The 12,277-nt window shown below is 45.4% G+C and carries 12 protein-coding genes and 1 pseudogene; 4 read left to right on the plus strand and 9 right to left on the minus strand.

Annotation, left to right across the window (positions count from 1 at the left end; all coding sequences use genetic code 11):
* Positions 1-40: 40 nt before the first annotated feature.
* On the minus strand, positions 41-853 hold the full coding sequence (locus HP401_RS25025) for a sirohydrochlorin chelatase (protein WP_173606979.1): 813 nt from the start codon (positions 851-853) through the stop codon (positions 41-43).
* 497 nt (positions 854-1,350) lie between these two features.
* Between HP401_RS25025 and HP401_RS25030 the strand changes: the two are divergent.
* Positions 1,351-1,647 (plus strand): annotated as a pseudogene (locus HP401_RS25030) (TetR-like C-terminal domain-containing protein); the annotation flags it as partial.
* A gap of 593 nt (positions 1,648-2,240) precedes the next feature.
* Here HP401_RS25030 and HP401_RS25035 read toward each other — a convergent pair.
* Positions 2,241-3,023, minus strand: a complete 783-nt coding sequence (locus HP401_RS25035) for a hypothetical protein (RefSeq protein WP_173606980.1) — start codon at positions 3,021-3,023, stop codon at positions 2,241-2,243.
* A gap of 547 nt (positions 3,024-3,570) precedes the next feature.
* On the opposite strand from HP401_RS25035, the gene HP401_RS25040 reads away from it, so the two are divergent.
* A complete protein-coding gene (locus HP401_RS25040) occupies positions 3,571-4,569 on the plus strand; it encodes an SMP-30/gluconolactonase/LRE family protein (RefSeq protein WP_173606981.1) in 999 nt (332 codons plus the stop codon).
* 510 nt (positions 4,570-5,079) lie between these two features.
* Here HP401_RS25040 and HP401_RS25045 read toward each other — a convergent pair.
* From HP401_RS25045 to HP401_RS25070, 6 genes are all read right to left on the minus strand, one after another.
* Positions 5,080-5,847 (minus strand): potassium channel family protein, encoded by a 768-nt coding sequence (locus HP401_RS25045; protein WP_064201131.1) that lies wholly within the window; start codon positions 5,845-5,847, stop codon positions 5,080-5,082.
* Between the two features lie 148 nt (positions 5,848-5,995).
* Entirely contained in the window at positions 5,996-6,433 is a 438-nt protein-coding gene (locus tag HP401_RS25050; RefSeq protein ID WP_015892514.1) for a DUF350 domain-containing protein, read from the minus strand.
* A gap of 21 nt (positions 6,434-6,454) precedes the next feature.
* Positions 6,455-7,696: a glutathionylspermidine synthase family protein gene (locus tag HP401_RS25055; RefSeq protein ID WP_173606982.1), complete on the minus strand. Its 1,242-nt coding sequence runs from the start codon at positions 7,694-7,696 to the stop codon at positions 6,455-6,457.
* 10 nt (positions 7,697-7,706) lie between these two features.
* The gene (locus tag HP401_RS25060; protein ID WP_087346303.1) at positions 7,707-7,964 is read right to left on the minus strand and encodes a hypothetical protein; all 258 of its coding nucleotides are present in this window, start codon (positions 7,962-7,964) and stop codon (positions 7,707-7,709) included.
* A gap of 10 nt (positions 7,965-7,974) precedes the next feature.
* Positions 7,975-8,421: a hypothetical protein gene (locus tag HP401_RS25065; protein WP_173606983.1), complete on the minus strand. Its 447-nt coding sequence runs from the start codon at positions 8,419-8,421 to the stop codon at positions 7,975-7,977.
* Positions 8,422-8,530: 109 nt separating this feature from the next.
* Positions 8,531-9,307 carry an inositol monophosphatase family protein gene (locus HP401_RS25070; protein ID WP_173606984.1) on the minus strand — a complete coding sequence of 259 codons (777 nt, stop codon included), beginning with the start codon at positions 9,305-9,307 and terminating at the stop codon, positions 8,531-8,533.
* 112 nt (positions 9,308-9,419) lie between these two features.
* On the opposite strand from HP401_RS25070, the gene HP401_RS25075 reads away from it, so the two are divergent.
* Entirely contained in the window at positions 9,420-9,797 is a 378-nt protein-coding gene (locus HP401_RS25075) for a hypothetical protein (protein ID WP_016743021.1), read from the plus strand.
* A gap of 48 nt (positions 9,798-9,845) precedes the next feature.
* Here the strand turns inward: HP401_RS25075 and HP401_RS25080 are convergent, their stop codons facing one another.
* Entirely contained in the window at positions 9,846-10,334 is a 489-nt protein-coding gene (locus HP401_RS25080) for a PaaI family thioesterase (protein WP_015892519.1), read from the minus strand.
* 221 nt (positions 10,335-10,555) lie between these two features.
* On the opposite strand from HP401_RS25080, the gene ilvD reads away from it, so the two are divergent.
* Positions 10,556-12,232 (plus strand): dihydroxy-acid dehydratase, encoded by a 1,677-nt coding sequence (gene ilvD / locus HP401_RS25085; RefSeq protein WP_142497819.1) that lies wholly within the window; start codon positions 10,556-10,558, stop codon positions 12,230-12,232.
* Positions 12,233-12,277: the final 45 nt, after the last annotated feature.

Consider the following 12,277-nt stretch of genomic DNA (forward strand, 5'->3'; position numbering starts at 1 on the left):
CGAACCCGACTCCTTGGCGTCCGAGCGGCTTCTTTTCCAATCAGCAGCCCACTTCCACTGCTTTCTCTCTGCCATGCTCGTACATGCTCCTTTGTGTAAAGATGTCCGTTACCAATGCCATTCGAATCGATTGGCTCATCCAGTCCGCAATCAGTGGATGGGGCAAGTACGCACTACCCTCATAGCGATAAGCCAAGCCCGCGAGCCGTTTCGGGATTGCTTGTCGCGTGAAGTAGCCCTGGCTGACGAACAAAGGAAGCACGAGGACATCCCCTTTTTGTGCCAGTGAACAGGCTTGTTCGTACAGCGTATCGGGCCTCAGTGTCGCATATCCGGCAGCAGCAAATGCATAGCGGTTTTGCAAGCGGAATGTCAGACGCAAGAGCAGCTTTTCCCAGCGCTCATGACATCCAGGCAAGTCACTGCCGTGCCCGACGAGCAACAAAGCCTCCCGACTAGGCACGCGCGATAGACTTGCGATTCGCTCTGCCACGATCTGCTCGACGTTTCCGTGATCCTCCAATGGCGGACACCAGAGAATTCTTGCCTGAACCGGAACGCGAATCAGGTCTGTCTCTCCTGTAGGCCATGGGTCTAGTCCAAGCATCGCGCGGATTTCCCCTACGTGATTGCTTCCTGCCGTGGCGAATAGGGGAACGACGACAATTGTTGTGGCTCCTGATGCTTCCAGACGATTCACTTCATCGCTGATGCTTCGTCCTTCCACTCCTCCCAAGTAAGCTACCCGAATTGGCAAATCAGTGCGGCACTGCCATACGGCTGATTCCACCAACGCCAACCAGTCAGGATCGGGTGAACCGTGAGCAATTACCAAAACCGCTGTTTTCGCCATCGGATAACCCCTTTATCCAAACTTATTTTTGTAATTCATATATGTTTACTCGGAATTATAATTGGGATGGATTGCCTCGTCAATAACAAAATCATATTTCACTTGAACATAGTGGTTTGGGACGATGCTGTTGTGGAGGGAAGAAGTTCATTTCCAGTCTACGCTTCGGCCTACGCCCTCCTAGGGGGGATTGACTGTCCGCTTCAGAATAAATTGTTCTGTAAAAATATAGATTTAGACTAGAAAATAAAGTGTTAGACTGAACATGGCTTCTCTTACGAACTGTTAAATGGATCTATCCTTGTAAAATAACTATCTGTGACGAACCGTTAAATCGGGGTATTCGGATTTTATGGTGGAAACAGTAGAAAATTTCCTAGAAAAAGTAAAAAGACACCACAATTATTGTAGTGTCGAAGACTTCCCTTCGATTCTTTCGAGTCCTTGATTGGATAGCTCCACAATCTGTTTCAAGCATATAGAGATATGGTGATGATCTATATAGTAGAGAGGGAAACATAATCAAAGAGTTAATAGGAGAAGGGCAGCTGGATTCCAATTTGGCACTGGAATATCGAGAGCGGTTTTTCCAGCCCAGACGTATGCAGGCAAAAGATCTTTTTGAGACAGGAATAAAGCGAGGAGATTTGAAAGAGAATCTGGATTTTGAATTATGTATCGATCTTGTTTATGGACCGATTTTTTATCGCCTCCTTGTAACCGGGGATGAGTTAAATGAATCCTATATGCATGATCTTGTAACAAACGCATTTGAAGGAAGCCGATCAAAGTGAGCCCCGAATAAGCTGAAGGGGCTATCCGATAGCCCTTTCATTCTTCGTTGAATTTTTCCTCGCCAATCCGTTCTCAAGCCAATATCCTGCCAGTCTGTCTGCAACATCTTGGATAAAGGAGCAGAGTGGGAAAAACACGAATCCACATAATTCGTTAAACCTTGTGAAAGGTGGAATGGAATGGCATGGACCGAGTATAGAGGTACACAAACTGGGGTGTCGTGAAGATGGTGTGGATACACTTAAAATGGGAGGTGTTTGGCCAGGCTCCAACGAGGAAATTACAGAGTCTCTTCCTTCCGAGGTTTAAAAGCTTGAAGTAGATAATGGGTATCCGGTCTATCATAAATCTAAGTTGCGTGGTCACAACATGAATGACTATAAAGTCCCTCTTGAAATTTTGGGCAATGCTTATGAATGGCAAGGATACGATACGCATAACAGATAAAATGAAACAAACAAAAAGTGGCCTAGAGGGGTCACTTTTTGTTTTGCTATGCTCTTGTCGTAAACCCCTTGCGGCTTCTATCAATCAGATAGGTGTTCAATGAAAATAAAGTAGCCAAATCTTTTAACTCCTAAAGATTGAATACTTACTTTCTAAAGTTCATTGAAACAATATCAATAATAAACCCGTCTTTAACAGTTTGTGTTGTGAATACTTTGGAACCTTTTAGGTCGCTTCCTCCCTCATCAGGACCTTGCTCGTAATTTTGGGATATATCGGTAGTCCATCCAGTCCAACTATCTGAGTTGTTTATATCTTTAATAAGCCATGTTTTCCCCCATTGTGCATTATTGAAGTATGCTCCACTTTTGGTATAAATGTCAAACGAGGAATTAGCAGCTATATTTAATTCGCGGTTAAAATTTCCACCGTTAGCTAAGAAATCTGCTGCCCAATCAGCGTTAATCGGTACTTCAAAGCCATCAATCCAAGAGCCATTTTTGTATACATCTGCTTGTGCGTAATATGCATTATTCTTCTTCAAGACAGTTGCCTGCACTTGTAATTCATCATTTGGTTTTACTTTGGGCACCGCATGATCACTTGATGCCCATTGATCTGCATAAGCTTCCGGAGAACTCCAAAAAACTAATCTCCATTCTCTCTTTCCATTTAGACCATAAGCTAGACCTATATCAAATCCCTTATTCTCTTTGTTATACATTCCAAAAAACATCTCTGGGTAAGCTTCTATCGATGGTTTTTCGTTGCCAGCATATGAGGAAGGAATCTTTAAAAATCCATTAATAGCTTGGTAATTCCCATAGGTTACACTTCTTGCATGATATCCATCTGCATACGCCATGGACGGTATTGCTAACGTACCTAATGCAATTAAAGACAATAATGTTTTTTTTACATTTTTCATTAGATAACCTCCTAGTAAATTTCTTTTATAATTGACAGATTACCTCTTTTAGTAAATTATGTAAATATTTTTAAATAATAATTTTGATGATTAACTTCAAAGGGATTTATGATCGTTACAAGCGCTACTAGAAAGCTACAATCAAGAAAGATGGAGCGAAATAGAACAATTCATTTGAACCTAGTATGAGAAGGTTTACATTTTGAAGATGGTCAAGATTTTATTAAGGTTAGTAGAGGATTATGTAGTGAAAGTTAGGAAGTAAACATTGTGAAATGGGAGCCATCCAGTTAAACGGGTGGCTTTTTCTATGGAGAGAAGACCATGAGGAAGATCGAGGAATCAGTACCGAAACTGGACAAAAAACATGACTGTTATAAGTGTTCATGGGCTACACCTTTCTGTAATAAACTACTGTGTCAATGGTTTGTATGTAAATGAGTTAAGTGGAACCTTAATTCATTACCAATAAATTCAAAAAATGTAATTAGGTGGTATAATCCATAAAATGGTATTATCAAAAAAGAAATATAAAGGGGAGAATGAGATGAACTTTAAAAAAAATGTAGCAAAATTCCTCGTTAGTGCTTTTTTATTAACTTTTCCGTTGGAAGCTAGTGCGGCTACAATAACCTCGGTAGCAGGTGGAAAATGGGAGCATGTCAATAAGAGCATCAATTGTGCTGAAATAACCGCAAATGGAAACATTATCGCAGCAGGAACAGATGGAAGATATGTAATATTAGACGCAAATACTGGACAAGCATATACAACTGCAATGTATACACAACCGGCCATGTCAATAAATGATATGAAAACTTTGGAAGATGGAAATATTTTATTAGTAGGGAATGTCGGTAAGTGGATACTTGCAACATCATCTGGCGATGAAATTACTAGAGGTCAGTTAACTAGAGCCGAATATATAACGGGAGTTACGCAACTTAAAAATGGGAACATTGTTATGGTTCAGCAAACTGGTTACTATACCATAATGAATTCTTCGTTAAGTATTATTCGGTCTGGTACGTGGGTACATGGTAATGGTTTGAATTCAATCTTTGATGTAGAAGAACTTGAAAACGGGAATATATTCATGGCAGGTAGTAAAGGTGAGTACGCAGTAATAAATGAAAATGGAAAATTAATTTCCTCTGGTGGTGGTGATAAATTATACAATATTAAAGATGTAACCAGACTTTCTAATGATAAAATTTTAGCAGTTGGTACAGGTGGGCGATACTTGCTTTTTGATAAAGAAGGGAAATTTATTAAAGAAGGTTTAATTGATAGTACAAATTCAAAAATTTGGACAACCGTTGAGGCTGTTGCTGATAACTATGCTGTAGTTCTGGATGAGGGCGGTAGCAGTACATCATTAATCAAAATAGAAAACAATAACAACATTAAAGTTGTTTCTAAAATGGGTTTAAAGTTCACTACGAGTGGTTTTGGTAAAAGATCGGTTAGAGTAGCCGATAACAAAGTGTTCGTTGGAAGTAATTCAGGTACCTTCGAAATACTAGAGATCGACACATCAAACTAAGAAAAAAAGCACCGCTCTGGTGCTTTTTTTCTTGGAGGTGGGTGAGATGTAGAGCAGAATGTTGACCACGAGACAGGGGAAATCCTTACTCCACAAACCGTTGTATTAGACTCGGTAAAATAATGCTGTAGATTGAATGCCGAAAATACTAATTTCATAAAAGTAAAAATAATGTTTTTAGACTCTCCGGAAAAGTGTTCCAGTCTACAACTTATTTTTCGAATGCAATTGAATTATGATGATGAAAACCGCCTCAAATCAACAAGTACAGTCTAAGACTTTATTTTTCTCGAACATAAATGGCGGGAGCGCTTCGAACGTCGAAGTTTCGAAGAAGGATTTCATAAGCGAAGCTGAAAACCCCCGCCATTTATTCCTACGCTTAGTCGGGCTCCAGAGGCGCTTGGACTGGAAATGAACTTCTTCCTACGCAGCTTTTTAAACATTATGAAAGTGATTCAAAATGGAGAAGAAAAAAGCTGTCAGGCCTAATGCATGACAGCTCTCCGCTTATTCCTCACTCTTTTTCCTCGTTCGACGGTACAACAAATCCATACTTTCTTTGAGCGTCTCATACTCTCGCTCGGTCAAGTTTTCGATCTGTCGGATATTTGTGATCGTCTGCTTTTTGATCTCCTCGGTCAAGCGATCTTTCTCATCTGGGCTTTTGCTTTCATGTGTCTCTGTCCAATGCGTAGCAAAATTCGCCGTCAAGGCTCCCAGCATTCCGATCCCTGTTATCATCAAGATCGCGGCCATGATTCTTCCACCTGAGGTCACAGGCGAAATATCACCGTAGCCGACTGTCGTGGTTGTCACAATCGACCACCACAACGCATCAGGAAAGCTTTTGATATTCTCATTTACACCGTATTCCAGCAAATAAATCGCAGTCGAGCTCCACAACATGATAATCGTGACGACACCAAATACTTGACGCATCGGACCTGAACGAATGATTCCCAACAAAAACGGTGAAGCGCGCACGATGCGTACCAGCCGGAGCACGCGCATGATTCTGGCTAAATACAAATAAGAGTCCAATGGAATCATTGCAATCAGATCGAACCAGTTGGCCAAGACGAATTTCCGCTTGTCTTTCGCCCTCCATAGCCGGACCAAATACTCGACAATCAGCATGATGATCAGCCAAGTGTCTACCTTGTCCATCAGTTCATCCGTCAAGAGAGGATGGTTAGAGAAGTCTGCGAACAACAGGATCGCATACGTAATCACAAGCATAATGATAAAAATCTCATACATGACGCGCCAGAACAAAAAGACTCCTCCCTGTGCTCATAAGTGCCTATTCAAAATATGATCACGTTCCGCATCGAAAAAGAGGCGGAAACCTGAAGCGGGAGGAGCCAAATGTAGAGAACCTACATGAGCACCAGACTTCGAAGGTGAACGCCTCTTTCCATGCTTAGTAACTGATCAGCGCAGCCATCAACAAGCCCGCGGCAATACTCAACCGCGAAGCGAAAATACCGACGGATACGTTTCCGTTCGGAATTTCAGACACGACTTTAAATGGTGTGATCCATTCGAACAAATAAAAAACGATGACTTGAAATACCATTCCTACAATACCCCAGATGACCAAATCCCACAAGTTAACCGAGTGGTATACAGCCGAAGCGAGGACGATTGCCAAACCGATGATTTTCCCTCCCAAATCGTGCGAAGCTGCTTTTGCCGCTGCCATTTTCTTCGGATCATCAGTCTGTGCTCCCTGCTTGATCAGATCAAACTCTTTGTAAGGAGTCGTAATCGTAAACACAAAAATCCCTACAGCCAATATGGGAATGGTCACTGCCAAATACGCTAAAAAGTTTACTACGTAATCCAATTGTCCCAACATGTACGTTGTCCTCTCCTTTCGCTACTTGTCTATGCCGACCGGCAAATAATAGGATAGGTTGTTTGTTATCGGTCCTCCGACACGAGCTACAATGGCCGATGCCTCTGTACCGATCCAAAAGGACCCCCAGAGCAGCCGTCCAGCATATGCTCCCTTCATCGTCTGAACCGTTATCTCTGGAAGCTCTACCCGTTTCTGATAAATCATCGGCTGCTCCCAGTAAAACTCTTCCTGATCCTTCTCTTGCAGCGTACCATCTGCTGCAAACAGCATGACACCTCCACCTTCCCGCCCAAAAATCGGCTTCGTGACGTAGTCCTCCCTGCCTGCAAACCGATTTTCAAAATAAGTCGGCAGCATGTAAGCTTCGATGATCGCGTGCTCTTCTTCGGTGAAAAACTCATTCACCTCATGCAAGTTCCAGATGAGCGCCTGCAAAGCCTTCGTCTGAATGAGAAACGCAGAAGGAGGATTAATAATGGCCAGCTTTTTGCGGGCAATCAGCGAGAGCACATGCTCACCTGTCGGATAGCCATCTTCATCCTGTTCTACCGCCAGTTTTTCCAAAGCATGCAGGCGGTACAGCACATCGACTGGCAATAGCTCCTCATTCTCCTTTACATAGAGACGATCTTGCCAAACACGCAAATGCTCCAAAGCAGCAAACCGGGCAGGCAGACCTGATTGGTCCAGTAAGTACAACGTCGTTCCCTTGTCTTCCTCATGCCAGTCGAGCGAGCTAAACCAGATAGAATCTGTATCATAGCCTTGCGCCCGATAGGCGTCGAACACCTTACTGAATGCCGAACGCAACTGCCGCTCCATCCCTTCATTCGGGTCCTCGCGCAGGAAATGGCGACAAGCACGGCCATTCACATAAAAAGCCTCCACGATTCCGGTAGGGGTATCGCTGTTGCACTCGAGCATCTTCAATCCTTCTGTCGTCTTGGCAAAATCAAAGCGTCCAATCACAGTCGGCACCGTTTGGGAAGCGACGACCCTGACTGCCTGTAATGCCTGCATTGGCACTCCTAGTTCTAACAACAGGGAGTCCTCTGCACGCTGCAATACGGGAACGACCTTGGTAAAGATTTGCCCAAGCCGCTCGGTTGCCATCGCGATTTCTTCTCGAAAAGCGGGAGAGATCAGGTGGATATCATATAGCGCATACTCCTCGCCATACATCCAATCCCAGGTAAATACGCCCTCTTCCCGCATCGGGCCGTACAGCGCCTCACGTTCTCGTTGGTTATGGGCTTCCATTTCCCTCACCTCACCCGGAGCTGGAATAGCCCGAGCTGCCGATACCGCCCTTGGAGCTGCTCGTGCTTATCCCACTCGATACTCCGGATTTGCTCTTGTAAGACCTGTAAGTAGAGCTTGAACCCCCACTGCTGTTATCGTCACAATAGCCGTCATTGTCGTTATCGTAGCAATCATCATCATAGTCGTCCCCGGAAGAACAACCGCTGACCGCAAGTGCAGCTGCGACGAACAGACCGACTACCTTCTTCGATTTCGTTTGTGCCATTTTCTTCCTCCTACACTAGCTTCGCGTAGTAAACATAAACCTGCCGATCTTCATCCACCTCGGCCGATGTCTTCTCCCATTCGCGTCCATTCACATACAAGTAGTCACTTTGCAAATGCAAGAGAGCATCGTCATCGTCCTTGAAATAAAACGTGTGTACGAGCGGATAAACGCTTGCATTTTCTTGATATTCACGCATTTCGATCTGGATGCTGCCCCAGCGTGCAGATACAGCCTCCGCATAATCGACAGCTTGCTCTTCTGTTGAGCGCTTGACGTAAATGACATACGTACCGTTTTCGATTGCACAGGACGTCTTTTCATAAACGACATGCCCTTTCACCAAATAATCGCAAGCGAAACGCAAGGAGACCTCATCTTTGTCCACGTTGTCATAGTAAAACTGAACAGGGTATCCCCTCGCCTCATCCAGCAGCCGATATTCCAGTCGTGCCATTTTTCTCACCTCTTTTACCTATGCCAGAATCACAAATCATTCGCAACAATTTTATACGTAAGCCGAAACATTTGGTTGCACGACATAAGTCCTGCTTCTTTTGTTCCCGTTACTGTCGAATCATACCGCGAATGGTTTCATGCAAATGTCCGTTGCTCGCCACGAATGAAGGAGTGTGATCTTGTTGGAATGGTTCATGCTGATACGGCTTTCCAGACCAGTCCGTAATCATTGCACCCGCCTCCTGGGCGATCACAATTCCGGCGGCCACATCCATAATATTGGAGCGTTGCATCACGATATAATCGAGCCATCCGTTTGCCAGCAAGCACCAGTCCAGTGCAGGCGCAATATTTCGCATGAGACGCTTGGTCTGGAATACAAACGGTTCCGTAAAAGCCATCTCTTCTTCCTTCGTTACCGTGTTGCGCCCACGGATGTATGTCCCCACTGCACGTGTGAGGTCTTGGCGGTTATTGACGTTCAATCGTTTTCCGTTCAAATAGGCTCCTTTTCCTTTTTCCGCCCAAAACATTTGACCTGCTACCGGATTGTAGACGACGCCAAGCACCAGCTCGCCCTTGTGCTGCAACGCAATCGAGATCGAGAAATACGGATAGCCGATAAAATAGTTATTCGTTCCATCTAAAGGATCGATAATCCACAGATACTCTTCCTCACGGGAAACCATTCCGACCTCTTCAGAAAAAATAGTATGTGTCGGGAAGTGGCGATGCAGTACTTCGATGATGCGCTGTTCACTGCCTTTATCCTCTGGCAGCTTCACGTCGTTATGCAATTCCTCATCGGGCACGAGCTGTTCGAGAAAACGTTCCTTTAAAAACGCACCCGCGACACTTGCTGCTTCTTTTGCAATTTCGATCATGACATTTCGCTCCTTTATTACATTGGGAACAACTTTTTTGAACAACCTTCCACTTGCACTTGTATAGGAAAGATTACTATCATAGAGAGATACCCGAAGGAGGGGGATAAACATGAACACCGACTTCATTCGGCTGAAAAATATGGAAGGTGAACTCAAATTCACCCAAATGAACAATAGCTACGGCTTCTCTGTCACCACAAAGGAGCTCGTTTTTTTCAAGCCACACACGACCTACCATTTGTTTTTGCAGGATATCATCAGCATGGTCCCGATGAAGCTGGACACAAGCCCAGTCACGTTTCGGCATCGGAGTGAGACGGTACACGCCTCGTTTGGTTCCGATTACTACAAGCTGACCGCCAAGTGGGCGCGGATAGTTTCACGATCCGGTATCGCAGAAAAAGAAGACATGGAGTTTATCGTGCCGCTTTCCACCAAAATGCTCACCTATATCTCGGAATACAGCGGTCTCGTTGTCATTAAATAACGCCGTCACCCCTCGCTCCCACCTTTTTGATGGGAAGCGAGGTTCTTTTTATTTCCGTCCATTTCTCGTGAGAACAATAAACGTTCCTGTACCGTGGGCGACCCGCCTATCCCGATCATCGTAAACACTGCCCTCCATGACGACCAATGTGTGTCCGCGATGCAAAAAGCTCGCTTCAGCGCGCAGCCGCTCCCCTTTTCCCGGAAGCAAATAATTAAGCTTTAGCTCTGTTGTCACTGCATACTGATCGGGTGGCAAGGACCGATTGATCAAGGAGCCCATCGCCGAATCGATCAAGATCGCAAGAATTCCTCCATGAACAACTCCCCCTGAATTGTGCATAAAAGGGGTCAGAGGCAATTCAAAGCGATATGACTGTCTTTCTTCGTCTATGAACTCTCCCTTTAATCCGAGAAACCCAGAGATAAACGCGCTATTCCGTTCCCGCTTTTGATGAATGGCAGCAACAGCCAGCTCGAGAATGCGGCGCTCCTCTTCATTCCCGTCCGACCAGATGTTTTTTAACTCATCTAACATTTTGTTCACTCCAAACGAAATAGAGTCGATTCTTCTATTTTATCCCAAACAAGCTGATTTCGCTATGATTCCTAAACGTATGCCAACCGAGAGCAGCTGTCCGAACCACCCGAGGCTGAGCGAATGTTCAGACTTTTACGGTTGTTTCTGTAATTAAAAATTGATAAGATAGTTCAAAACATAAGACAGGCATGATCCGTATTGGAAGGGAGTTTTTCAAATTGGCCAGACAACGAAGTGATATGATCAAAAAAGGATTCGACCGCGCACCACACCGCAGCTTGCTTCGTGCAGCAGGTGTAAAGGATGAGGATTTCGATAAACCGTTTATCGCTATTTGCAACTCGTACATCGACATTATTCCAGGTCACGTGCACTTGCAGGAGTTTGGAAAGCTGGTCAAGGAAGCCGTTCGCGCTGCTGGCATGGTACCATTCGAATTCAATACGATTGGTGTTGACGACGGAATCGCTATGGGACATATCGGGATGCGCTACTCCCTCCCGAGCCGCGAGATCATCGCTGACAGCTTGGAAACCGTTGTCGCTGCTCACTGGTTTGATGGCATGATCTGTATTCCAAACTGTGACAAGATCACGCCTGGGATGATCATGGGTGCGCTTCGCGTCAACATTCCAACCGTATTTGTAACCGGTGGTCCTATGAAAGCCGGAAAAACGAGTGATGGTCGCTCCATCTCGCTTTCCTCCGTATTCGAGGGTGTCGGCGCTCACCAAGCAGGCTTGATCAACGACCAGCAACTCGAAGAGCTGGAGCAATATGGATGCCCGACTTGCGGTTCCTGTTCCGGTATGTTTACAGCGAACTCGATGAACTGTCTGCTCGAAGCCATCGGATTGGCTCTGCCAGGCAACGGTACCGTACTCGCTGTCTCTCCAGAGCGTCGCGAGCTGGTACAATCATCTGCTGAAAAACTGAAAAATCTGATTGAGCGCGACATTAAGCCACGCGACATCGTGACACTCGAGGCAATCGACGATGCATTCGCTCTCGACATGGCGATGGGCGGGTCAACCAATACCGTTCTCCATACACTGGCTATCGCACAAGAAGCAGGTATCGAATACCCAATCGAGCGCATCAACGAAGTAGCGAAGCGCATTCCACATATTTGCAAGCTGGCTCCTTCCTCCGACTATCATATCGAGGATTGCCACGAGGCAGGTGGCGTATCTGCGGTTCTAAAAGAAATCGCGAAAAAAGCAGGCGCGATCCATCCGGACCGTATCACAGTCACGGGCAAAACCCTTGGCGAAAACATCGCTGACGCTGAAATCAAAAACGATCAAGTCATTCGTCGCCTCGACAACCCGTACAGCGCTTCTGGCGGTCTCGCTGTTCTGTTCGGTAACCTGGCGGAACAAGGCTCGATCATCAAAACAGGCGGTGTCGATCCTTCTATTAAAAAACACGAAGGTCCAGCCATCTGCTTCGACTCCCAAGAGGAAGCTCTGGCAGGAATCGCTGCTGGCAAAATCAAATCTGGTCATGTTGTCGTCATCCGCTATGAGGGTCCTAAAGGCGGACCAGGTATGCCAGAAATGCTGGCTCCTACCTCGCAAATCGTGGGTATGGGTCTCGGTAAAGAAGTCGCGCTCGTTACAGACGGACGTTTCTCCGGTGCTTCTCGCGGAATCAGTATCGGTCACGTGTCTCCAGAAGCCGCAGAAGGCGGTCCAATTGCCTTCGTACAGGACGGAGATATCATCTCGATTGACCTCGAGGAGCGCACGATGCAACTGCTCGTGGATGAAGCCGAGCTGGCGCGCCGCAAAGAAGGCTGGAAAGAATTCGAGCCGAAAGTAAAAACAGGCTATCTGGCTCGTTACTCCAAGCTGGTAACGAATGCGAGCATGGGTGGTATTTTGAAAATCTAGTGTTGCAAGTAAAGGCAAAACCCTTCCTTTGTGAATCACCGTCAC

The sequence above is a fragment of the Brevibacillus sp. HB2.2 genome (assembly GCF_013284275.1).
GTDB lineage: Bacteria > Bacillota > Bacilli > Brevibacillales > Brevibacillaceae > Brevibacillus > Brevibacillus brevis_D.

What these genes read in the sequence shown, in the direction of transcription:
- HP401_RS25025 (WP_173606979.1), bottom strand. Translation starts at nt 853, where the DNA reads ATGGCGAAAACAGCGGTTTTGGTAATTGCTCACGGTTCACCCGATCCT.
- HP401_RS25035 (WP_173606980.1), bottom strand. Translation starts at nt 3,023, where the DNA reads ATGAAAAATGTAAAAAAAACATTATTGTCTTTAATTGCATTAGGTACG.
- HP401_RS25040 (WP_173606981.1), top strand. Translation starts at nt 3,571, where the DNA reads ATGAACTTTAAAAAAAATGTAGCAAAATTCCTCGTTAGTGCTTTTTTA.
- HP401_RS25050 (WP_015892514.1), bottom strand. Translation starts at nt 6,433, where the DNA reads ATGTTGGGACAATTGGATTACGTAGTAAACTTTTTAGCGTATTTGGCA.
- HP401_RS25055 (WP_173606982.1), bottom strand. Translation starts at nt 7,696, where the DNA reads ATGGAAGCCCATAACCAACGAGAACGTGAGGCGCTGTACGGCCCGATG.
- HP401_RS25060 (WP_087346303.1), bottom strand. Translation starts at nt 7,964, where the DNA reads ATGGCACAAACGAAATCGAAGAAGGTAGTCGGTCTGTTCGTCGCAGCT.
- HP401_RS25065 (WP_173606983.1), bottom strand. Translation starts at nt 8,421, where the DNA reads ATGGCACGACTGGAATATCGGCTGCTGGATGAGGCGAGGGGATACCCT.
- HP401_RS25070 (WP_173606984.1), bottom strand. Translation starts at nt 9,307, where the DNA reads ATGATCGAAATTGCAAAAGAAGCAGCAAGTGTCGCGGGTGCGTTTTTA.
- HP401_RS25075 (WP_016743021.1), top strand. Translation starts at nt 9,420, where the DNA reads ATGAACACCGACTTCATTCGGCTGAAAAATATGGAAGGTGAACTCAAA.
- HP401_RS25080 (WP_015892519.1), bottom strand. Translation starts at nt 10,334, where the DNA reads ATGTTAGATGAGTTAAAAAACATCTGGTCGGACGGGAATGAAGAGGAG.